Origin of the sequence: Exiguobacterium sp. MMG028, assembly GCF_027947425.1 — a bacterium.
In the GTDB taxonomy this organism is placed as follows: Bacteria; Bacillota; Bacilli; order Exiguobacteriales; family Exiguobacteriaceae; genus Exiguobacterium; species Exiguobacterium aestuarii_A.
Window position 1 is genome coordinate 234,557 of record NZ_JAQJIN010000003.1, and the last position, 20,956, is coordinate 255,512.

Genomic DNA, 20,956 nt, shown 5'->3' on the forward strand with positions numbered 1-20,956 from the left:
AATGGAAAGGATGACCCGAAACGTCACGTTCCGGGTCATCTGTTTACGATTGTGTTGCTACTTTTTTACGGTATCCCGTATGGTTCGTCGGTCCGACGTATTGGTTGAGACGGAACGAGTGACGAACTGCTTCTGTGATAAATTCTTTTCCGATTTCAATCGCTTCTTCGACCGTATGGCCGTTTGCGAGAGAAGCCGCGATGGCAGAAGAGAACGTGCATCCACCGCCGTGTGTGAACGCTGGCTCGATTTTTTCACTTTCAAGCAGACGGAATTCGTTTCCGTCATACAAGACGTCGAATGCTGTGTCGAAACCAAGTTTGCCGCCGACTTTGACGATGACGATCTCAGCGCCAAGCTCATGGATGAGACGAGCCGCTTCTTTGATTTCGTCCATCGTCGATGGTGTTTTATCGAGGCCAGCGAGCATACGCGCCTCGAATAAGTTTGGAGTGATGATTTTGGCAACTGGTACGAGATGTTGACGCATCGCGACCGCAACGTTCGGGTCAAGAATCTCATCCGCACCTTTACAAGCCATGACCGGATCGACGACGGCATTCTCGATTCCGTATTCTTTAATCTTACGTGCTGCGAGTTCGATGATTTCAGGAGTCGGGAGCATTCCCGTCTTCACTGCATCGACTCCAATCCCAGCGAGTACCGTATCGATTTGCTTCTCAATCAATGTCGTGTCGATTGGAAAAACTTCGTGATTCCATGCGTTGTGTGGATCTTGTGCCACAATGACAGTCAAAGCTGTCATACCGTACACACCGAGTTCTTCCATCGTTTTGAGGTCGGCTTGGATACCCGCGCCACCGCTCGTATCAGAACCGGCAATCGTCAATGCTTTTTTCATCGTCATAATCGTCCATCCCCTTTGTCTGTTTGGATAGTTTCACTATAACGACTTTTTCGTATTCCGACAAATGCAAGGATTACAAGAAGTGTTCATAACTTTTCAGAAAAAGTATGCAGGATGTTCATCATATTTGGGGAATAATAATAAATAGGGTGTAGACCACTTTATTATTGGCTGGGAGGAAAACGCATGTTAGTGCATAGCTTATGTATCCCGAAGAAAGATGTTGTCACAATCAGTGAAAAGGCAACCTTGCGGGAAGCGCTTCATACGCTTGAAGAAACAGGATATCGTTGTGTGCCTGTTTTAGACGAGACGGGGAAATTTTTCCGCGGTAACATTTATAAGATGCATATTTATCGTCATGGAATGAACGGGGAAAACATGGACGATAATGTGATGACGCTCATTAAAAATACGCAAAAATACGTTCATGAATCCGACGGCTTCTTCGAAGTCTTTTTCTCGATCAAAGAATTGCCATACATTGCTGTATTGAAAGATGAGAGCAATGAGTTTTATGGTATTCTTCCGCACGGGAAGATGCTTGGGATGCTCGAAGAGGCATGGAGTCGTGACACAGGTAGTTACGTCTTGACGATTGCCTTGAGCGAACAGGCAGGAGCGCTCGAGAAGATTACAAAAATCGTGAACAAGTATACGTCAATCGCAAGCTTGATGACGCTTGATGCAAAAAGTAAGGTGTTGCGTCGCGTACTCGTGACGTTACCACCGGATTGCGAAGAAGACATGAAGAACAAAGTTGTTGCCAAGCTTGAACAAAAAGGCTTCCGAATCGTCGAAGTCGAGAACTTGAACAACTAAGTCAAAGCCCTTTCACACCACGTGAAAGGGCTTTTTAGTTGAGTCGTTTTTCCATCCGGATGTCGGACCAGAATTGACCGTCCCAGTAAGTGAAGTGCTCAATTCGTCCGATTTCTTCATAACCGAGTTTCGTATAGAGTCGATGGGCCGTGTGATTGAAGGCGAACACGCCGAGCTCCATGCGAGGCGTCCCCTGCGCCCGCAGTTTCTCCTCCAGTAAACGAAGGGACTCCGTGCCCACGCCTTTGCCGCGTCCTACGGATTCCCCGATGACAAACCCGAGCCACGCCGTACCAGGTTCTTGACGGTACAGATGAGGGGGGTCATACATGACGTTCATTTCACCGACGAGATGGTCGTCTGCATAAATGAGAAAAATATCATGTGTCAGAAGACGATCCTCTAAATCTTCGACCGTCATCTCATAATGAGCGGTCAATTCTTCTTCAGACCGACTCGGACGAATCAAATGCACGATTTGTGGGTCATTATTCCAGCGATTGAATGTCTCGACGATTTCGTCGGATGCTGTTGTAAGTGGAACAAGCGAGATGTTGATAGGTCATTCTCCTCTCTCGCTTGTTAACATTCGGTTTCATTCATGAAAGTCCTTCTCTTATACGGGCTTCAATACGTTCAAATGACTCGGTAAAATTTCAAATGTAAATGGCAACGTACCACCTGTGTCACCATCTGCATTTACAGGAAGGGATTCAGGCGAGTTGACTTTCACCCGTGTCGTACAGAATGACGTGACGCTGTCCGTTTCCTTTAATTTTCCCGTGAACAGGGCAGGCGTTAATTGAAGTGCGTCTTTTAGACCGAGTTCTTCAAAAATATAGACGTGCAATAGACCGTCATTCAGTCGCGCGTCCGGTTCGAAATTCTCAAATCCTCCGACCGAGTTCGTCAAGGCGATGACGACGAGATAAGCTTCGCCATCAAATTGACCGTCCTCACTTTCAATCGACAACGCATAAGGACTATGTTCGCGGAACGCCTTCACGCCTTCAATTAGATAGGCGAATGGCCCCCACTTTGTCTTTTCTTCCACGCTCACTTCATCGACCGCCTCGGCAATGAGACCAATGGCAATGACGTTCATAAAATAGCCGTTCTCATATTTTCCGATATCCATCGGTGTCGGTTCAGCGTTACGAAGAGCTTCAATCGCTTTTTTTGGATCATTTGGTACACCAAGTGCGCGGGCAAGGTCATTGACCGTACCGAGCGGGATGAGTCCAAAATCAGGACGATGAGGCGCTTCCGCAAGTCCGGTGACCGCTTCGTTCAACGTTCCGTCCCCACCCATCGCAATGACGGCCTTATATTGTTTTTCTGCTGCTTCTCGTGCAAAGTTCGTCGCATCCTGTTCTTTCTCGGTGAAGCGGACATCGACGTGTCCATATCGTTCACGCAACACTTCCTCGGCATGTGTCGCGTGTTGTTCCCCCAATTCTTTTCCTGAGGATGGATTGACGATTAACATGACTGTGTCCATTCCAACATATCTCCTTTTCGGTTCGAATACTGTCCTTTATTCCCGTCTGCGAAATCGATTACTCCTAAAAAATCCCCATGATCGTCAGCACTTTTGCTGATTTTCATGGGGATTGGAACATGTCGTTCGTTTAATAATGACGGAATGCGGACATATCTAAATGACTCGCTTCAGACTCATCCACTGCGAGTTCGATACGCAGATGTTCATGAAACGGAGAAACGAGGGCGCCCATGCAGGCGACCGGTTCATGGTCGGGGACCGGTGATTTACGTTTCGTTTTGACGAATAAATAATCCGATCGCTTCAACGTCAACAAGAAACGTTCCACGGCGTGCGGTTCACGGGTCACGTTTGGCCAAGGTAAATGATTGAACAATAAAAAGACCGCGCCTTCCTTTTCGAGCGCATAGTCCGGTGCGATGCCTTCCCGATTCAACAAATCGATGACAGCATGCAAAAACTCCCGTTTAATCGTCAATGAAATTTCGTAATACTCACGCATACGGTCCACCCTTTCTTAAAATCACAATACTACCATTCTAAACGTTTCCGACATACGCGACAATGAAGAAGTTCCTTGACGAAGTATTTTTCCCGGCTTATACTGCATAAGTCCTGCTATACTAGTGATATATGATGAACGAATTGAGGTGAAACCGACATGATTGAATCCCTTGAATTGAAGGCATGGGTCGTTCTCGCACGAACGATGGATGCCATCAGCGATCGTGTGAAAGAAGATTTACGACGCCACCAGTTAAATTCAACAGAGTTCGGTGTTTTATCCGTTTTGTATAAACGAGGAGATACCCCGTTACAACAAATCGGGGACCAGATTTTGATTACGAGTGGTAGCGTGACATACGTGATCGACAAGTTGGAAAAGCGTGGGCTGATTGAACGAATCGCCTGTCCGTCCGACCGTCGCGTCACATACGCCTCGTTAACAGAGGATGGGAAGGCGCTCATGGATGTCGTCTATCCACAGCACATCGAAATCTTTAAAGATATATACGGACCGTTAAGCGATGAAGAGACGGAACAATTGATTTCGTTATTGAAACGAGTCGGTTATAACGCAGCGGGCAAATAAAGCCCGTTGCTTTTTTCGTTAATATCTTGAAGTTAAAATAATTGACGATGAGATATACAGATGATATAGTTCTAACTGTTATTGAAAAAAATTAGAGATTACCCAAATGGAGGATTACACGATGACTAAAGTATTATATGTATCGGCTAACCCGAAACCAACTGAACTTTCATACAGCAAACAAGTTGCAGAAACATTCGTATCAACACTCAAGGCTGAAAACGCATCAATCGAAGTAGAAGCAATCGAACTCTACGATGTCGATGTACAAGAAATCGATGGAGACGTGCTCAGCGCATGGGGAAAATTCGCATCAGGCGAAGCACTCACTGACGTGGAAGCGAAAAAAGTAGGCACAATGAGCGGCATGCTCGAGAAGTTCATGGAAGCGGACCTTTATGTATTCGCAACGCCAATGTGGAACTTCTTCTTCCCAGCACGCATGAAAATGTTCCTCGACAGCGTCCTCATGGCGGGTAAAACGTTCCGTTACACGGAGCAAGGTCCTGTCGGCTTGCTTGAAAACAAACAAGCGATCCACATCCAAGGGACAGGTGGAATCTACACAGGGACAGACCTTAACTTTGCAGACGCATACCTTCGCCAAGCGCTCGCGTTCGTCGGTGTTTCTGAAGTGACGACGGTAGCGGTTGAAGGAATGAACCAATACCCAGACAAAATCGAAGAAATCGTTGCAGACGCGAAAGCGAAAGCAGAAGCACTTGCGAAAGAAGTTGCAGGCGCAGTAACGGTATAATGCGAAAGACGAGTCGGCTGGCTCGTCTTTTTGTATGCTCGCATTTTGGGTATCATACAAAGGGAAAGGGGAGTATGCAATGGGAGAACAGTTATCGAGTCGATTGCTTGGGGATTGGACAGACATCATTCAAGACGAGATGAGTCAGCCTTATTTTCAACAGTTGAAACAGTTCGTCAATCAAGCGTATGAAGAGACGACGGTGTACCCAAACCGGGAAGACATTTGGAACGCATTTATTTACACGAAATTTAGTGACGTGAAATGCGTGATTTTAGGGCAAGATCCGTATCACGGACCAAACCAAGCGCATGGTCTCAGTTTTTCGGTACAGGATGGGGTGCGTTTCCCACCGTCGTTACGAAATATCTTTCAAGAACTAAAGGACGACGTCGGGTGTGACATTCCGAAGAGTGGGAATTTAGAAAAATGGGCGAAACAAGGAGTCCTCCTCTTGAATACAGCGCTGACGGTCGAAGCGGGAAAGGCGGGCTCGCATCGTGGGAAAGGATGGGAACAATTTACCGACTCGGTGATTGAGCGACTAGGGAGTCGTGAAGAGCCCATCGTATTCATCCTTTGGGGGAATGACGCCAAGAAGAAAATGAAATGGATTGGAGAACAGCATCAAGTGCTCACGTCCGTTCATCCGAGCCCACTATCATCCCATCGTGGATTCTTTGGATCAAAGCCGTTTTCTCAAGTGAATGACGCTTTAAACGAGTGGGGACAGTCCCCGATTGATTGGTGTCTTTGACAGTCTACGAAAATTCGTAGACTGTTTTTTGTTGACGCGTCGAAAAACCTTTGGTACAGTAACTAACAAGACGTCACTTTAGTGCTTAAAAGCATATATGCATAACAGCATAACTGTATAAAAGATAGAGAAATGAATACGTAGTAGAAGCGAAGAAGGAACCGAAGTAGAGACATCTTCCCTGGCCCAGAGAGCGTGTGGTGCTGCGAACACGCCCAAAAGATGAATCGAATTACAGTTCCCGAGCTCTCATGATTGAGCGGTCCCCCGTTATCGGAATAAGCGGCTAGATAATCTCTAGCAACTAGGGTGGTACCGCGGCTTTGTCGTCCCTATCGATTGAATCGATAGGGATTTTTTTGACTTTAAAGGAGGACTTCACATGTTGACACAATCGATTCCAACACATCTTGCCCCACATATTTCACCGCAGTTTTACAATGAATACACACCAACGGATCATGCCGTCTGGCGCTTCGTTTTAAGCTTGAATCTGCATACGTTAGAAGGAAAAGCGCACCCGTTTTACATCGAAGGTTTAAAACGGACAGGAATGGGACCAGACCGATTACCGAACGTCGAACAGATGACGGATGAGATGCGGGCAGCGGGATGGTCGACTGTCGCAGTGGATGGACTCATCCCAGGCGTTGCTTTCTTTGATTTCCAAGGAAACGGAATGTTGCCGGTCGCGACGGACATTCGAAAAGTCGAGAATATCTTATACAGTCCAGCACCTGACATCATTCATGAGGCAGCAGGTCACGCGCCGATGTTGATGGACCCAACGTTCTCGGCAATCGTCAAACGTTTCGGTCAACTAGGGGCGAAGGCGTTCATGAACCGAGAAGAGCATGCTTCGTTCGCGGCGTTGAAACGCTTGACGATCGTGAAAGAGAACGCCAACTCAACGGAACAAGACATCGAGGCGGCAGAACGAGCGGTACACGAAGCGAAAGCGCAAGTGACCGGTTTTTCAGAGGCACAACAAGTCGCACGCATCTTTTGGTGGACGGTTGAATTTGGATTGATTGGTGACCTTGAGAATCCGATGATTTACGGGGCGGGCCTCTTGTCATCTGTCGGTGAAAGCCGTCACTGTCTGACCGATGCGGTCGTCAAACATCCATTTGATTTGGAGCATGCGCTACAGACGAAGCAAGACGTGACGAATATGCAAAAAGAACTATTCGTCATTCCAGACTTTGAGACGCTTTCTTCCGTTTTAGATGAATTAGAAGGAAGAATGGCCATTCGAAAAGGTGGGGTTGAATCGGTCACAAAAGCATTGGCGTCGGGAAGTCAATCGACGATTCGACTCGAGGACGGTTCAGAACGTGTCGGCATCGTTCGCCACATGACAGAATCGAAGGAACATACGCTCATCCAATGGGATGAGTGCACAGTCGTAAAAAATGGTCAGTTGACGAAACGAGAACGTCACGGACTTCTCATTGTCCATGACACAGAATCTGCGCTAGACCGCGATGATCTCCTCGAGGACGGAATGACCCTTCGTCAAGCATGTGCATCGGACATGCTCGAAGGGGTGATCGTTCAACTAGAAGGACGGACGATTTCACTCGATTCACTCGAAGTACGCGTCGATTCACTTCCATCGGTCTTCCCTGGGACGACGGTGGAAGAATTGACGATCATTGAAAAACCGGTGATCATCGAACGGGATGAACGTGTATGGACGAAAGATGACCCGATGTTCAATCGCATTCACCTCATGCGTGAACGCGGCGAATCGATTGATGGTCTCGTTCCAGACATTTTATCCGAGCATCCAGATGCGTGGTTGTTACACATTGAATGTCTGGAGTTAGTAGAAGACGAGGAATTGAAGCAGGCCGTGATTGATCGACTTGAAGCACTTCGTCATACATCTCCTTCTCGAAATGAATTGATTGGACGCGCGTTCGAACTGTTGCGCTAACGAAAATAAGCGACGTTCTCCGAACAGAGAACGTCGCTTATTTTTTATACGGATTGATTCGTCGTTTCACGTAAGAACGTGATCAGACGGCGATACGTCGAATTTGCCGCCGGGCGGTCCATTTCGAAGTAATAGTTATGACCGAGTTCGTGTTCGTTCCGGTCATAAAATACAGTCGTCACATCCGTTCGACCTGAGAGAATTGTTGCAAATTCTTTCGCCTGATCTTCAAACGAATGGTCGTTTCCGTCAGCGATAAACGTCGGCACGAATGTAGCAGGTACGTTGACGAGCGGCGAAGCTTCAGCGACGACCGGGAGTGTTTCCCAGTTGTATGTGCCGAAATAAGCCCAACCGATGCGTTTGAACAAGAAGCGGTTCACAGATTTCGATGATTCGAGCCATGAACGCTTCAAGTCGAATGGTGCAGACAATAAGATGGTTCCAAGGATAGACGATTTCGGTACAACTTGTCTGACTTCGGCCGAAGGCGAGTAGTCGTCATTCAACTGAATCCCGACAAACTGTGCAACGAGCTGTCCACCGTTCGAATCACCCGCGAAAAAGACGCGGTCCAAATCGAGACGGAATCGATCGTTGTTTTCAGCGATGAATGCATACGCTTCTTCCATTTGCTGAAGTGGTGTCGGATACGTTACATCTGGCGCAAGCGCGTAGTTGATACTGACGACGTTGTAGCCGTTACTCGCAATCGAGGTGGCGTATTTTAAGACGTCAGATTTATCACCACCGACGAATGAGCCACCATGCACCCAAAAGATTGTTGGGACAGGTTTTCGGTCGCCTTCATAGCGAATCAAATCAAACGTCCCGTTGTCATAAGAAGACAAGTAGTCGATGTCTTTTCGGACAGACGTCTTTTGAACGACTTCCTCGAATCCCTTCATCTCCACTTCGTTCCCCCCTGCGAACGAAGTTTTGATTAAACGTGTTGCTGGTTTAGGCGAAAGGAAAACATAAGCCGCTCCCGCGACCGCTGTTCCAATCAGCCCGACTCCAGCGCGTTTCAACCCTTTATTCATCTTACTTCCTCCCTTTCTCCAACCAGAAGCTTATTGCGTGACGAGTACGTCCGCCATGTATGTCTCGATGACATGCGCAATTCCGTCTTCGTTGTTTGACTTCGTAATGAAGTCTGCTTTCCCTTTGACTGTCGTATTGGCGTTACCCATCGCAACACCGAGACCTGCCCATTCAATCATCGTCAAGTCATTGTTTCCATCACCGCAAGCGATGACTTCTTTCTGGGCGATGCCGAGTTGATCTGCTAGGAAAGCGAGGCTTGTCCCTTTTGTGACACCGGCTTCCGTGAACTCTAGGAAGAACGGTTTTGAACGAGCGACGGCCAATTTTCCAGCCAACTCTTCTTGAAGCTTCGTCTCAATCGGAGCAAGCGTGTCACCATCGGCAAGCATCAAACATTTAACGACAGGTGCAGTCACAGCTTCTTTAAAGTTATCGACATGAACGACCGGCATACCTGTCAATTCACCTTCGATATCCGTATACGGGTTCGGGCGATCGGTTACGATTTCGTTACCGACGTACGTATGAATCGCGATTCCTTCCCGTTCACTGATATCATGGAGATGGGCGACTGTGTCCGGTTGAAGCGTACTCGAGAAAATTTCCTCGTTCGTCGCGCAATTGATGACCGATGCACCGTTGAACGATAAGATGAAGCTACCGTACTTCGCAAGTTCTAATTCACGGGCTGCATCCCACATCGCAAACGTTGGTCGGCCACTCGCGAGCACGACTTTATAGCCGCGCTCTTGCGCATCGAGAAGTGCTTCTTTTGTTTTAGGGGAAATCGTATGGTCGCTCGTGAGGAGCGTATCATCCATATCCAATACAATCATCTTGTAACTCATAGTAGTAGGGGGTCCTCCTTCAGAATCTAATGACTCCATCCTAAACCTTTTTAAGGTCAATTGACAACCTTGTCGCAAAAACGTAACTATAATGTAGAGAAGTGAACTCTAGAAGAGGTGTAAATATGAATCGAATTTTAGTAGCTGAGGACGAGCATGCGATTCGCAGCTTCATTATTGTGAATTTAAAACGAGCCGGTTTCGATGTGTTTGAGGCGACGAATGGACGAGAGGCGGTCACCGCATTTGACCGTGAACCGTTCGATGTCGTCTTATTAGACGTTATGATGCCGGAGATGGACGGGTTCGAGGCATGTGCGGCCATTCGAGATATCGATGAAAACGTCGGGATTATCATGTTGACGGCACGGACGCTCGAAGAAGATAAAATCGAAGGCCTCGGAAAAGGGGCGGACGATTATATCGCCAAACCGTTCAGTCCAGGCGAATTGGTAGCACGCATTCAAGCGTTGCTACGCCGCGTCGAAAAAGTGAAACGAAAAGACTCGAAGCGGTTGAAGTCAGGACCGTTCGCGATTGATCTTGCGGCGAAGCAAGTGACGAAGTACGGTCAATCGATCGATTTGACGCCGACCGAGTATGACTTGATTTGTCATCTTGTTCAAAATGAGGAAATTGTTTTATCGCGTGATGCACTACTCGATGCCGTATGGGGCGTCAACTACTTCGGTGACCGCAAGACCGTCGACGTTAACATTCGTCGCTTGCGTCAAAAAATCGAAGATGACCCGAGTCATCCGATTTATATTGAAACATTATGGGGTCACGGATATAAATGGCGGAGACATGAAGCATGAAACAACAGTTAGTCATTCGCATGATGATTGTCGTGACGATCGTCTTGCTTTTACTCGTCAGTGTCTTGTCTTACGGGACATATCGATACTATTACGAGTATGAGTCGGAAGCGTTACTCAGTCATGCGACCACGAGTGCATATTTATATCCTCAAGCCCAAGTCGGGTTTGAGACGCCGAGTGCCTTTTCCGTTCTCGTCCGGACATTCGGATATCCCGGAACCGATTTGACGATTGTCGACCAGAGCGGTTCAATTGTTAAAACGACGGGACAACGGACCAGGCAGGCATCTTTTTCACAAGAACAATTACAAGAGCTGTCACGAGGTGAGTCGGTCGTTCAGGACTATGACGTCGGTGACGAGCATTACTTATCGGTCACCAGTCCGATTATGACGAACGATACGTCAGAGTTTGCGATTAGCTTTACACGCCCGCTCGAAGACCTAGACACGCTGATTCGTGAGATTTGGATGACCGTCGTCATGATTGGTGTCCTCATCTGGTTACTCGCACTCTATACGGTCATTCGCATTGCTGATCGTTTCGTCCGTCCGATTCGTCAAATCATCGAAACGGCGGATGAGATGGCTCAAGGTGATTTCGACGTCGCTGTGGAGTCGAATGAGAAACATGAGCTTGGGGCATTGGCTCGGACACTCACGTATTTAGGTGCGAAAGTACAGCAGCACCAGTCGACACGTAATGAGTTTCTCTCGAGCGTCTCCCATGAATTGCGGACACCGCTCACATCGATTAAAGGATGGACGGAGACAATTCGAGGTGGCGATGAGAAGTTGTCTGAAGAAACGGAGCTTGGTTTAAGCATCATTCATTCAGAAACGGAGCGTATGATCGGTCTCGTCGAGCAGCTTCTCGATTACACAAAAATCGAAGAGAGTCGATTGGTCTTGTATCGTCAGGAACTCGATTTAGTCTCCTTGTTACGAAAAGTGACGTTGCAGTTAAAGCAGTCGCTCGAAGACAAAGGCATTACACTCATCGAACGTTATCCTCAAAAGTCAGTCGGGCTATTTGATGAGAATCGATTGAAACAAGTGTTCCTGAACATTCTTGAGAATGCGATTCGCTTTTCACCGGATGGCGGGACATTGACCATCCGTTTCGTTCAATCAGAACGTGTCGCCTTCATCTCGATCATCGATGAAGGTCCTGGTATCTCACGTGAGCATTTGCAGCGTATCACCGAAATGTTCTATCAGGCCCATGTGACGGAAGGGAGTAGCGGTCTCGGACTCGCCATCTCCAAAGAGTTGATTGAGGCACATGAAGGAAAACTCGTCATCGAGAGTGAGGTCGGACACGGGACGACCGTGACGGTTTTATTACCTCTCGACCCGAGCGAACTACATTAATAGGGTTAAACCTCCCGAATTCAGGCTACATATATAGATGTATGTAGAATGAGGGAGGTTTTTGTTATGGCCAATCAGTCATTGAAGCCGTTAAAAGGAAGTCCAAATGCCGTCTCGACGCAAACCTCGATTGAAGAGTTACGCATGTCTCCGCTCCCATATGCGGGGAGTCGCGGCCAATCAATTGAAGCGATCAAGATGGCAATGAACCAATTGCCACGGGCCGAACTGATCAAAGAAACAGATGAGGGCCTTCATTATGTGGTGACCTCGAAAGTGATGCGTTTTAAAGATGATGTGAATTTTCTATTTGATGATTCCACTCAACAAGTCGAATTTCGGTCTGCGTCACGTGTCGGCTATTCAGACTTTGGCGTGAACCGAAAACGGATGGAAGATGTGAGTGAACGATACCGGAGGTTGATTCGATGAAGGACTATCAGTTGATTGTCATCGGTGGCGGTGCCGCTGGGATGACGGTAGCAGCAGGAGCAGCGAACTTAGGCGCGAAAGTCGCGCTTGTTGAAAAGAACAAACATTTAGGTGGCGACTGTCTACACGTCGGATGTGTCCCGTCGAAAGCATTGATTGCCGCCTCGAAAGAAGCGAATGCGATGATGCGCGCAGCGCGTGTTCTCGGAACAGAATTCAATGGAGGCGAGCATTATCAAATGTCGAAAGCACGAGTCGACAAGGCGCGCGCCATTATCCAAGACCATGATGGGACAGAACGTTTTGAAAAGATTGGGGTCGACGTGTACATCGGAGAGGCTTCTTTCCAAAGCCCGACAGAATTGAAAGTCGGGGACGATTTATTGATTGGAAAAAAATTCGTCATCTCAACCGGTTCAAAACCGACAGTCCCTCCAATCGACGGATTGGATCAAGTCCCATACTTAACGAACGAGACGGTTTTTGAAGAAGAGACGCTTCCGGAAAGCCTCATTGTCATCGGTGCCGGGACAGTCGGCCTCGAGCTAGCACAATCGTTTGTTCGACTCGGCTCGCAAGTTACGGTACTCGAGGCACAGGATGCGTTCTTGCCAAAAGAAGATGAGGACGTCTCAACTTACCTAAAATCTCAACTCGAGATGGCGATGCGCTTAAAAATCGGCGTGAAGGTCAACCGGGTCGATGAAGTCGACGGTCGCATTCGTGTCACGACAGAGGTGGACGGCGAGACAGTCGAATATGAAGCAGATAAACTGCTCATGGCGACAGGGCGTGTGCCACGCATCGACGCGCTTCGTCTCGATCGTGCAAACGTTCAAGTTACGAAAGGATACATCGATGTCTCCTCTTCGTATCGGACGTCACAGCCGCATATCTTTGCGATTGGCGATACGATCAAGACGTTACCGTTCACACACGCGGCTGGCGAAGAAGGGAAAGCCGTTGTCGCAAACGCACTGTTTGGACTATGGAACAAGGTAGATTACAGTAAGCTTCCTTGGATCACGTTCACAGATCCTGAAGTATTTCACGTTGGGATGACGGAGAAAGAAGCGCGTGAGCGTTACGGGGATGACATCGAGACATATGAAGCGAAACTGTCAGAAGTGGACCGTTTCATCGCCGAACGCCAAGAGGCGGGCTTTGTCAAAGTCATCACGAAGAAAAATGGAAAGATTATCGGGGCACATGCGGTTGGTGAGTCAGCTGGCGACTGGATGCAAATCGTCGTCTATGCGATGCAACGCGGCGATAAGATCGGCAAGTTGTCACGAATGATTTATCCTTACCCATCGCGCAGTGAAGCGGTGAAGAAAGTGACAGATCTCTACTGGCGGAAACGCTTGTTTGAAAGTCCGCTCACAGAACTAGCGAGACGTTACTTCAAATTGACGCAATAACACAAATCACCCACTCGTTTGAGTGGGTGATTTTAGTTCGGTAAGGTGATCGTTTCAATCATCTTCGGTTCGCCCTCCGATAAGTCGACGAGCGGTTTAATTAACACTTCGACACGTCGGTTTTTCGAACGACCTTCTTCTGTGTCGTTCGTGGCGATTGGTTTGAATTCCCCGTAACTTGCGAGTGTAAACTGAGCCGGGTTCAATGCATCATTCGTCAATAATCCACGCATGAATGCCGTCGCACGTGCTGAACTGAGCTCCCAGTTCGATGGGAAGCGGGCCGTGTTGATGGGGATGTTATCCGTATGACCAGAGACGACAATTTCTCGCTTTCCAGCCTTCTCTAAGATTTGACTGATGTTTTGAGCCACATTTTGAGCATCGGCATCAAGTGTCGCCTCTCCTAAGTTGAAGAGGGCGCGGTCTTGAATCGTTAAGACGAGACCACTGGAGTTAATCGTCGCTTTAATTTGGCTCTCTAACCCGTTCTTCTTAATGTATTGGTTCACATCTTCTTTCAACTCATCGAGCTGAGCGAGCTCGTACGTGCGCGGATTGGCGGTCGTATTCGTGTTATCTGTCCGACTGATGTCGCTGTTTGAGGCGGTCGAAGCTTGGAAGACACTGACGCCTCCAGAGAATACTTGGTTGAACGAGCGCGACATTTTCTCTAGCTTCGTCTGGTCGATGTTACTCGATGCGAACAATACGATGAAGAGCGCGAGTAAGAGCGTCAATAAGTCGGCGTAAGGAATGAGCCAACCTTCTGGAATGTGTTCTTCATGATCATGCTTCTTTTTGCGTTTCATAGTCAGCTCGCTCCTTTGGAGACAAATACACAGACAGCTTATCTTCTAACGTTTTTGGAGATTCACCGCTTTGAATCGATAAAATCCCTTCAATCATCATTTCTTTGATGACGACTTCGCTCTTCGAATACTGCTTTAATTTATTGGCAAACGGGAACCAAAGTACGTACCCGGTGAAAATCCCGAATAGTGTTGCAACGAAGGCTGCAGAAATGGCGTGTCCGAGTTTTTCGATATCCGACAAATCTTTCAGGGCGGCAATCAATCCGATAACGGCTCCGAGTACCCCGAGCGTCGGCGCATATGTCCCGGCCTGGGTGAAGATGTCGGCGTTCGCCTTATGACGCTGTTCCATGTTTTCGATGTCCCGTGACATGACTTCCGCAATATACTCAGAAGGTTGACCGTCGATGACCATCATCATGCCTTGGCGTAAAAATGGTTCTTCGACTTGTTCGAGTGCTGTTTCTAGGGATAAGAGTCCCTCTTTCCGAGCTTGCGTCGATAAATCGACAAATTGTGTAAGCAATCCAGATTTACTTGGGAGTTCTTGTTTTTTGAACAAGATTTTAAATAACTTCGGTACATTTTGAAGCTGTTCTTTCGATACGGCGATACTGACCGCAGCAGCTGTACCGACGAAAATGATAACGATTGCGGCAGGGTTGATCAGCGGTGCGATACCCGCTCCTTTTAATAACATTCCACCAACGAGGGTGAGGAACCCGAGTATGAGCCCGACTAACGTAACGACATCCATGTCTTTGTTTTCCACCTTTCCGAAATAAATCAGGACAAAAAAAGCGAGAGACGCTACTCGTCTCCCGCAACATGCGTTCCCGATGATTAAGCGCCGTTTTCATCAATCAGCATTTGAATGCTGATGTTTCGTTCTTCACGCTCTATATCGGTTAATACGTCGTATTTTTTTAACAATGCGTACAATTGATTCACGACTTCTTGCTCAAGTGACCAATTGAGTAACTCTTCTAGCTGAAAATAAAGGTGAGCGGGCATACATTGTGATTGTCGCTCCAACCTTCGCGAGACATCCTCTATCGAATGATCTACCGTACTAGGGTCCACGGTTTCATTCAACCTCCTCAACATTCTTAAAGTCTATCTCTCATAATACCAAAAAATCGAGGAAAGCGTTAGAGATACATTTTCTTGTTGGCATTTAGAAAGGCGAGGAGTAACATGAGGCTTAGAATAACAGAAGTGAAGGGGATGTCGTGATGCGACATAGACTGTCAGCGCGTGAGATGCGCTTGAAGCGAATCGAGGTACTTTATCGAGTCGTGTTTGAAAAACCTGCTCGCTTTATCGCGGGAGGATTTTTACTTGCGATTTTTATCGGGGCAACACTTTTATATATGCCATTTGCTCAAGAAGAACCAGTGTCTTGGATTGATTGTCTATTTATCGCGACTTCTGCGGGTACCGTGACCGGATTGTCGACAGTCGACATCGGATCGTCGTTCAACCTGTTCGGAGAATTGGTGATTGTCGCGCTCATTCAAATCGGGGGTCTCGGGTTCATGACGATCGCGTTGATGCTCCTGAGTGTATTAGGGAAGAAAATTGGATTGAAACAACGGATTCTCTTACAAGAGTCGTTAAACTTAGCCGGACCCGGTGGAACGGTTCGTCTCGTGCGAAATATCGTCTTCACGACGGTCATCGTTCAATTTATCGGGATGCTATTTTTGACGTTCGAGCTATATAGTACAGAGAGTTATTCTTTCGGTGCGGCACTTTACTACGGCTTTTTCCATGCCGTCTCTGCCTTTAACAATGCAGGCTTCGCGTTGTTCCCGGATAGTCTAATGTCATTTGAACAAAACACGGCGATTGTCGTGACCATCGCCCTCATGATCATGATTGGGGGTCTCGGGTTCACGACGATTGCCGATGCGACAGAGGTGCGAGGATGGAAGCGTCTCGCTCTCCATTCGAAGATCATGATTCTGTCCCTTTTGGTCATCAATGGGGTGGCATGGTTCGTGCTCATGATGTTTGAGTGGGTATCAAACGAAGGTTCTCTCTATGGGCGGTCCATCGGTGAGGCACTACACGTAACCTTTTTCCAAGCCGTGACGACACGTACGGCCGGTTTCAATACGATTGATATCGCAACGATGGCACCTGCCTCAATCGGCTTGATTTTAATTTTGATGTATATCGGGGCCGGTGCAGCTTCGACGGGGTCAGGGATTAAAGTGACGACGCTAGCGGTCATCTTCGCGGATATGTGGGCGTTCATTGCAGGTAAAAAAGAAACGGTCATTATGGAGCGGACGATTGATGCGTTTCAAATCAAAAAGGCATACGTTGTCGCCATCTCGAGCTTCTTCTTCATCCTGATCATTACGACACTCGTCATTTTGACAAACGGTCACATTCCAGCGAGCGCCATTCTGTTTGAGACGGTGTCGGCGTTCGGGACGGTCGGGTTATCATTAGGCATTACTGCTGATTTGAATGCTGCCGGCAAAGGGTTCATCATGTTCATGATGCTCCTTGGACGTGTCGGGTCGTTGACGATTCTCTTTACGGTCGCACGACAAGCCGACCGGAAGATTCGCTATCCGAAAGAAAAGATTTTGATTGGTTAGAAAAGAGCGTATGAAGAAAGAACGTATTTGGCTGCAATCCATGCATAGGGGATTGCAGCCTTTTTTAGGTCTATACTAATCAGAAGGCGAAATCGTTTTTTATCAGCTTTTATTCCATTTAATCATTGGTATATAATGGATTTAAAAATGAGTAATCTGTCTGAATCGATTAAGGGGGTTTTAACTTGTTATCTTGGCTAGGTATAACAAAAGGAGAGAAAGAAGGACGTCCATTCTTCGGGAATGTATCAAAAAGAGCGGTGACGCTTGTTTTGCTCACCTCACTGATATTGATGAATGTGGTGAAGTCACTCTTCCTTTACCTGATTCCAAAAATATATTTGGAGGATGCAATCATTGCTGTTCTCCCTGGTATAATCGGTCTTCTCGTGGCGTTGGTCTATATCCTCGTTCTCGAGCGTCTGCTACACGAACAAGCGATTTCTCATAAAGAAAGGGATCAAGTATAAAAAACAAGTGTACTCTCGTTACGGAGTACACTCGCATTCGACTTGTTGATTCCAATCATTCAGTTCATTCTAGTTGAAGCCCTGAACGCATTCAGGGCTTTTTGTGTGTCATGAAATAACGAACGATCTCCGGTAGATAATCTTGAAGATCCGGACAGACAATCCCAGTTCCATCGAGTGCTCGAATCGTTTGCGTCGTATCGAAATGGACAGGATGTTTGAAATAGTCTAGCAGTTCGTGCGGAACATCCAGTTGTGCGGCGTTTTTCCAAGTCGTGAATGCGACATCTGCAACAGCATGGGGAACCGTGCCGCGAGGAGGACGGTGGAACATCGTCTCATGTAGCATGCGATACACTTCACGCGCACCATGCGGGAAAGGGTCCGTCAAATGAAAGGTTCGCTTCGACCCGACTGGCGAGTGTGCTAAGAAGGCGGTCGCTTCCACGACGTAATCATAAGGAACTAGATTCACTTCGACGTTCGCGCGCCCGATATAAGGGAGCGGTCGCATCTGTTGAAGTTGCGCCATCAATTTCAACACAAAATAGACACCGTCAAACTTCTTCGTTTCACCTGTTTGACTATGCCCAATCACAATACCAGGACGAATAATGGTGATTGGCATTGTGCTCATCTCGCGGGAGACGAGCGCTTCTGCTTCATATTTGGTTGCTTCATAATGATTTTTAAATCGAGCCCGATGCCAGAGTTCGTTCTCATAGACGGTCCCTTGCCTGCGACCGGCAATGTAGGCCGTACTGAAGTAAACGTACCGTTTTAGCTGTTTCGAACGTTTGGCGAATGCCGTCACATGTTTTGTACCGAGGATGTTGATTCGATACCCGAGGTCATACGGAATGCTCAAATCGTAAGCGGCAGCCAGATGAAAGACGTAATGCACGTCACGCTCGATGACAGAGCGCATAATCGGGTCGAGGATCACTTCCGGTAACGTGATGTCCGCCTCCACTAAGATGAGCTGACGAGGCTCAAGGGATGTCGTAGACAGCAACGTATCCCGTAGTTCTTCCGCTTCACGCTGTTGGTTAGGGAGATGAAGCGCATAGATTGTTCCGATTTGATGAGGCAACGACGCAAGATGTTCGATTAACTTTCCAGCTAAAAATCCAGGGAATCCGGTAAAGGCATAATCGTTCATGATAGTTCCTCCGCTAAGTCTAGTGTGAATGTAAACGTCGATCCTTTTCCGACAGTCGATTCCACTTCGATACTGCCGCCGTGTGATTCGATGATTTCTTTACAGATGGATAAGCCAAGACCGGTCCCGCCAATTTTACGCGTATCGGAGTTATCGACCCGATAAAACTTTGTAAAGAGTTTCTCGAAGGCGTGTTCAGGAATACCGATTCCGAAGTCACGAATAGAGACGTGGGCCTGATTGTGGTCGTGCCGGACCCGTACTTCGATTTCTTGTTCGTTCGGAGAGTACTTGATCGCATTGGAAATCAAGTTGACGAGTACTTGTTCAATGCGGTCCTGGTCAGCAATCAAGCGTAGGTCTTCATCGGCGTTATCGAAATGAATGGCATGGTCATTCGTTTCACGGAATCGCTCAACCACCCCTAAGACGAGTTCATTTAACGAGAAATGATCTTGCTTGTATTCTTGATGTCCACCCTCCATGCGTTGAATGTCTAAGAAGTCATTGAGTAACGCCGTTAACCGCGACGCTTCCCGTGACATCGTCTTTAAGAACCGTTCTCGCTTATCAGGCGTCAAATCGCGAGCGAGCATCAACTCGATGTAACCAGATAATGAAGAAAGGGGTGTCCGCAGCTCATGCGAGACCGTGCTCACTAGCTCATTTTTAATCTGGTCCATCCGCTCCTCTTCCGTCCGGTTACGGAATACGAATAAGAAACCGCTATCCATTCCGATTTGTCGTTTCGTATCCATTGTCGTGCCATACATCTCGTAATATTCCTCATCCCGATCGTTCGGTTGAGGGATGGAGAAACGCATGGACACTTCCCGAGCCGTTCCGTCTAACAGTTGATCCATCTTGCGCAACATCTCGCTTCGATCGCGGGGACGGAACGTGGAGAGGAGGGGGATCCGCTCTTGTATTTTATTCGGGGCGATCCCGGGTAAGTCCATGAGGCGTCGCGCATGGACGTTCATGAACAAGACACTCCCGTTCGACTCGGTCAAGACGAATGCTTCGTTTGACGCTTGTAAAATCGATTGAATGATGTCCCGTTGGCGGGCAATCGCATTTTTCTCTCGTTCGAGCATGCGTTCTATTTTTTTTCGGTCGCTAATGTCACGCATGACGGCGACTCGTAACGTTTGGCCAAGATACGTCACTTCTTTCGGGTAAACCTCCATCTCTAGAAACGTGCCGTCCGCTCGTCGTCCAATCACTTCATATGGCGTTTGGATATGATTGCGAATCCGTCGTAACACATCTGCCCGATATCCTTCGGCAATAAATTCAACCGTTTGCCGACCGACCATTTGTTCAGCTGGGATTTTGAAGATGGATTCCGCTGCTTTGTTCGCGTCAAGAATCATCCCGTCTTCGTGGAATAGGACCGCCTCGATGACAGATTCGGCAAACATGCGATAGCGTTGTTCCTTATAACGAAGTTCTCGTTTTAGTTCAATCTCAGGACTCACGTCAAATACGAAGAAAAAGAATCCGATGAGTTGCTCTTGTTCATAAACCGGGTGCATAAAGAGTTTTCCGATAAAATGTGTCCGGTCTTTACATTGAAATTTCCACTCACGGTCTCCTTTGTCGAGTGCGAGGCGTAACATTTGTTCGAACGAAAGCAAGCGTTCTGTCTCATCTTGATAGGCAGAACGTTTTTCGCTCAGTTCCCTTGACTCAAACAAAGCGAATGGGGTCATCTCGTATAACACTTCATGGGGCGCGTAGCCGAACAGTTCCGTCGCACCCTGATTGAATCGAGTGATCAACATATTGGCATCCGTCATGATCATCGCCATGTCGAGCTCGGTGTGCATCATCGCTTCAAACGCATTGTGTTGAATCGTCACGCGTGTATCGAGAGGGAGTGGTTCGATGGAGAGGATATAATGATTCTCCCAAGGGATGGCATGCACGCGCATCGTCGGCAGTTCATACATCCATGGAAGTCCCTGCTCCATTCGGCGAGATAATTCCATCGTAAGCGGAGACTGGTTGACCATGTGAAAGAGGTTCGTACGAGTCTGTAGATTCTCTGGAAACTTTTCTAGGAACGGCCGGTTTGCTTGAACGATTGTTCCATCTTTTTCTATTAAAGCAACCCCGTAAGGTAATGCATGTAATAACTCACTTTGGAGATTGGTGCGATTCTCCATGAACGATCATCCCTCCTTCGTGGTGTCAGACGAGCATA

Annotated in this window: 22 protein-coding genes and 1 other annotated feature; of the genes, 11 read left to right on the forward strand and 11 right to left on the reverse strand. The window is 47.6% G+C overall.

Features of this window, described 5'->3' with window-relative positions; translation table 11 throughout:
* Positions 1–43: 43 nt before the first annotated feature.
* Positions 44–868 carry a pyridoxine/pyridoxal/pyridoxamine kinase gene (gene pdxK / locus PJK55_RS11820; RefSeq protein ID WP_214785603.1) on the reverse strand — a complete coding sequence of 275 codons (825 nt, stop codon included), beginning with the start codon at positions 866–868 and terminating at the stop codon, positions 44–46.
* Between the two features lie 186 nt (positions 869–1,054).
* Between pdxK and cbpA the strand changes: the two genes are divergently transcribed.
* Positions 1,055–1,690 (forward strand): cyclic di-AMP binding protein CbpA, encoded by a 636-nt coding sequence (cbpA, locus tag PJK55_RS11825; RefSeq protein WP_214695898.1) that lies wholly within the window; start codon positions 1,055–1,057, stop codon positions 1,688–1,690.
* A 34-nt stretch (positions 1,691–1,724) separates the two neighbouring features.
* On the opposite strand, the gene PJK55_RS11830 is transcribed toward cbpA, so the two are convergent.
* The 3 genes from PJK55_RS11830 to PJK55_RS11840 form a co-directional block, all read right to left on the reverse strand.
* Positions 1,725–2,249, reverse strand: a complete 525-nt coding sequence (locus PJK55_RS11830) for a GNAT family N-acetyltransferase (protein WP_214785655.1) — start codon at positions 2,247–2,249, stop codon at positions 1,725–1,727.
* A gap of 57 nt (positions 2,250–2,306) precedes the next feature.
* Positions 2,307–3,191 (reverse strand): diacylglycerol/lipid kinase family protein, encoded by an 885-nt coding sequence (locus PJK55_RS11835; protein ID WP_271305942.1) that lies wholly within the window; start codon positions 3,189–3,191, stop codon positions 2,307–2,309.
* 130 nt (positions 3,192–3,321) lie between these two features.
* A complete protein-coding gene (locus PJK55_RS11840) occupies positions 3,322–3,696 on the reverse strand; it encodes a hypothetical protein (protein WP_074034233.1) in 375 nt (124 codons plus the stop codon).
* Positions 3,697–3,855: 159 nt separating this feature from the next.
* Between PJK55_RS11840 and PJK55_RS11845 the strand changes: the two genes are divergently transcribed.
* From PJK55_RS11845 to PJK55_RS11860, 4 genes are all read left to right on the forward strand, one after another.
* The gene (locus PJK55_RS11845; protein WP_214746962.1) at positions 3,856–4,287 is read left to right on the forward strand and encodes a MarR family winged helix-turn-helix transcriptional regulator; all 432 of its coding nucleotides are present in this window, start codon (positions 3,856–3,858) and stop codon (positions 4,285–4,287) included.
* A 121-nt stretch (positions 4,288–4,408) separates the two neighbouring features.
* A complete protein-coding gene (locus PJK55_RS11850; RefSeq protein WP_015880490.1) occupies positions 4,409–5,044 on the forward strand; it encodes an FMN-dependent NADH-azoreductase in 636 nt (211 codons plus the stop codon).
* Between the two features lie 79 nt (positions 5,045–5,123).
* Positions 5,124–5,801, forward strand: a complete 678-nt coding sequence (locus PJK55_RS11855) for a uracil-DNA glycosylase (protein WP_271305943.1) — start codon at positions 5,124–5,126, stop codon at positions 5,799–5,801.
* Between the two features lie 143 nt (positions 5,802–5,944).
* Positions 5,945–6,138: a binding site (T-box leader), on the forward strand.
* Positions 6,139–6,183: 45 nt separating this feature from the next.
* Positions 6,184–7,743, forward strand: coding sequence for an aromatic amino acid hydroxylase (locus PJK55_RS11860; protein WP_271305944.1), 1,560 nt, complete (start codon positions 6,184–6,186; stop codon positions 7,741–7,743).
* A gap of 44 nt (positions 7,744–7,787) precedes the next feature.
* Here PJK55_RS11860 and PJK55_RS11865 read toward each other — a convergent pair whose 3' ends face one another.
* On the reverse strand, positions 7,788–8,786 hold the full coding sequence (locus PJK55_RS11865; RefSeq protein ID WP_214695910.1) for an alpha/beta hydrolase: 999 nt from the start codon (positions 8,784–8,786) through the stop codon (positions 7,788–7,790).
* Between the two features lie 30 nt (positions 8,787–8,816).
* Positions 8,817–9,638, reverse strand: coding sequence for a Cof-type HAD-IIB family hydrolase (locus PJK55_RS11870; RefSeq protein ID WP_271305945.1), 822 nt, complete (start codon positions 9,636–9,638; stop codon positions 8,817–8,819).
* Positions 9,639–9,763: 125 nt separating this feature from the next.
* Here PJK55_RS11870 and PJK55_RS11875 point away from each other — a divergent pair, with 125 nt between their 5' ends.
* The 4 genes from PJK55_RS11875 to PJK55_RS11890 all read left to right on the forward strand — a co-directional run bounded on the left by PJK55_RS11875 (position 9,764) and on the right by PJK55_RS11890 (position 13,685).
* Positions 9,764–10,456 carry a response regulator transcription factor gene (locus PJK55_RS11875; protein WP_026824524.1) on the forward strand — a complete coding sequence of 231 codons (693 nt, stop codon included), beginning with the start codon at positions 9,764–9,766 and terminating at the stop codon, positions 10,454–10,456.
* Positions 10,453–11,832: a sensor histidine kinase gene (locus PJK55_RS11880; protein WP_214695920.1), complete on the forward strand. Its 1,380-nt coding sequence runs from the start codon at positions 10,453–10,455 to the stop codon at positions 11,830–11,832. The genes PJK55_RS11875 and PJK55_RS11880 overlap by 4 nt, the downstream gene beginning before the upstream one ends.
* 66 nt (positions 11,833–11,898) lie before the next feature.
* On the forward strand, positions 11,899–12,264 hold the full coding sequence (locus PJK55_RS11885) for a DUF1499 domain-containing protein (protein ID WP_214695922.1): 366 nt from the start codon (positions 11,899–11,901) through the stop codon (positions 12,262–12,264).
* Positions 12,261–13,685: a dihydrolipoyl dehydrogenase family protein gene (locus PJK55_RS11890; RefSeq protein WP_214746981.1), complete on the forward strand. Its 1,425-nt coding sequence runs from the start codon at positions 12,261–12,263 to the stop codon at positions 13,683–13,685. The genes PJK55_RS11885 and PJK55_RS11890 overlap by 4 nt, the downstream gene beginning before the upstream one ends.
* A gap of 32 nt (positions 13,686–13,717) precedes the next feature.
* Here PJK55_RS11890 and PJK55_RS11895 read toward each other — a convergent pair whose 3' ends face one another.
* The 3 genes from PJK55_RS11895 to PJK55_RS11905 form a co-directional block, all read right to left on the reverse strand.
* Complete coding sequence (locus tag PJK55_RS11895; protein ID WP_271305946.1) at positions 13,718–14,497, reverse strand: flagellar motor protein MotB; 780 nt, start codon at positions 14,495–14,497, stop codon at positions 13,718–13,720.
* Positions 14,475–15,257 (reverse strand): flagellar motor stator protein MotA, encoded by a 783-nt coding sequence (gene motA / locus PJK55_RS11900; protein WP_074034258.1) that lies wholly within the window; start codon positions 15,255–15,257, stop codon positions 14,475–14,477. The genes PJK55_RS11895 and motA overlap by 23 nt, the downstream gene beginning before the upstream one ends.
* A gap of 86 nt (positions 15,258–15,343) precedes the next feature.
* Positions 15,344–15,535 (reverse strand): hypothetical protein, encoded by a 192-nt coding sequence (locus PJK55_RS11905; RefSeq protein WP_224862903.1) that lies wholly within the window; start codon positions 15,533–15,535, stop codon positions 15,344–15,346.
* Between the two features lie 200 nt (positions 15,536–15,735).
* Here PJK55_RS11905 and PJK55_RS11910 point away from each other — a divergent pair, with 200 nt between their 5' ends.
* A complete protein-coding gene (locus PJK55_RS11910) occupies positions 15,736–17,115 on the forward strand; it encodes a TrkH family potassium uptake protein (protein ID WP_214695929.1) in 1,380 nt (459 codons plus the stop codon).
* 185 nt (positions 17,116–17,300) lie between these two features.
* On the forward strand, positions 17,301–17,585 hold the full coding sequence (locus PJK55_RS11915; protein ID WP_271305947.1) for a hypothetical protein: 285 nt from the start codon (positions 17,301–17,303) through the stop codon (positions 17,583–17,585).
* Positions 17,586–17,676: 91 nt separating this feature from the next.
* Here PJK55_RS11915 and PJK55_RS11920 read toward each other — a convergent pair whose 3' ends face one another.
* Together PJK55_RS11920 and PJK55_RS11925 are read right to left on the reverse strand one after the other, a co-directional pair.
* Positions 17,677–18,747, reverse strand: coding sequence for an SDR family oxidoreductase (locus PJK55_RS11920; RefSeq protein ID WP_271305948.1), 1,071 nt, complete (start codon positions 18,745–18,747; stop codon positions 17,677–17,679).
* Positions 18,744–20,918: a PAS domain-containing sensor histidine kinase gene (locus PJK55_RS11925; protein ID WP_271305949.1), complete on the reverse strand. Its 2,175-nt coding sequence runs from the start codon at positions 20,916–20,918 to the stop codon at positions 18,744–18,746. Before PJK55_RS11925 ends, PJK55_RS11920 begins: the two co-directional genes overlap by 4 nt.
* Between the last annotated feature and the right edge of the window lie 38 nt (positions 20,919–20,956).

Coding starts and splice junctions, on each gene's coding strand:
- pdxK (WP_214785603.1), bottom strand. CDS start 868: ATGACGATGAAAAAAGCATTGACGATTGCCGGTTCTGATACGAGCGGT.
- cbpA (WP_214695898.1), top strand. CDS start 1,055: ATGTTAGTGCATAGCTTATGTATCCCGAAGAAAGATGTTGTCACAATC.
- PJK55_RS11835 (WP_271305942.1), bottom strand. CDS start 3,191: ATGGACACAGTCATGTTAATCGTCAATCCATCCTCAGGAAAAGAATTG.
- PJK55_RS11840 (WP_074034233.1), bottom strand. CDS start 3,696: ATGCGTGAGTATTACGAAATTTCATTGACGATTAAACGGGAGTTTTTG.
- PJK55_RS11845 (WP_214746962.1), top strand. CDS start 3,856: ATGATTGAATCCCTTGAATTGAAGGCATGGGTCGTTCTCGCACGAACG.
- PJK55_RS11850 (WP_015880490.1), top strand. CDS start 4,409: ATGACTAAAGTATTATATGTATCGGCTAACCCGAAACCAACTGAACTT.
- PJK55_RS11855 (WP_271305943.1), top strand. CDS start 5,124: ATGGGAGAACAGTTATCGAGTCGATTGCTTGGGGATTGGACAGACATC.
- PJK55_RS11860 (WP_271305944.1), top strand. CDS start 6,184: ATGTTGACACAATCGATTCCAACACATCTTGCCCCACATATTTCACCG.
- PJK55_RS11865 (WP_214695910.1), bottom strand. CDS start 8,786: ATGAATAAAGGGTTGAAACGCGCTGGAGTCGGGCTGATTGGAACAGCG.
- PJK55_RS11870 (WP_271305945.1), bottom strand. CDS start 9,638: ATGAGTTACAAGATGATTGTATTGGATATGGATGATACGCTCCTCACG.
- PJK55_RS11875 (WP_026824524.1), top strand. CDS start 9,764: ATGAATCGAATTTTAGTAGCTGAGGACGAGCATGCGATTCGCAGCTTC.
- PJK55_RS11880 (WP_214695920.1), top strand. CDS start 10,453: ATGAAACAACAGTTAGTCATTCGCATGATGATTGTCGTGACGATCGTC.
- PJK55_RS11885 (WP_214695922.1), top strand. CDS start 11,899: ATGGCCAATCAGTCATTGAAGCCGTTAAAAGGAAGTCCAAATGCCGTC.
- PJK55_RS11890 (WP_214746981.1), top strand. CDS start 12,261: ATGAAGGACTATCAGTTGATTGTCATCGGTGGCGGTGCCGCTGGGATG.
- PJK55_RS11895 (WP_271305946.1), bottom strand. CDS start 14,497: ATGAAACGCAAAAAGAAGCATGATCATGAAGAACACATTCCAGAAGGT.
- motA (WP_074034258.1), bottom strand. CDS start 15,257: ATGGATGTCGTTACGTTAGTCGGGCTCATACTCGGGTTCCTCACCCTC.
- PJK55_RS11910 (WP_214695929.1), top strand. CDS start 15,736: ATGCGACATAGACTGTCAGCGCGTGAGATGCGCTTGAAGCGAATCGAG.
- PJK55_RS11920 (WP_271305948.1), bottom strand. CDS start 18,747: ATGAACGATTATGCCTTTACCGGATTCCCTGGATTTTTAGCTGGAAAG.
- PJK55_RS11925 (WP_271305949.1), bottom strand. CDS start 20,918: ATGGAGAATCGCACCAATCTCCAAAGTGAGTTATTACATGCATTACCT.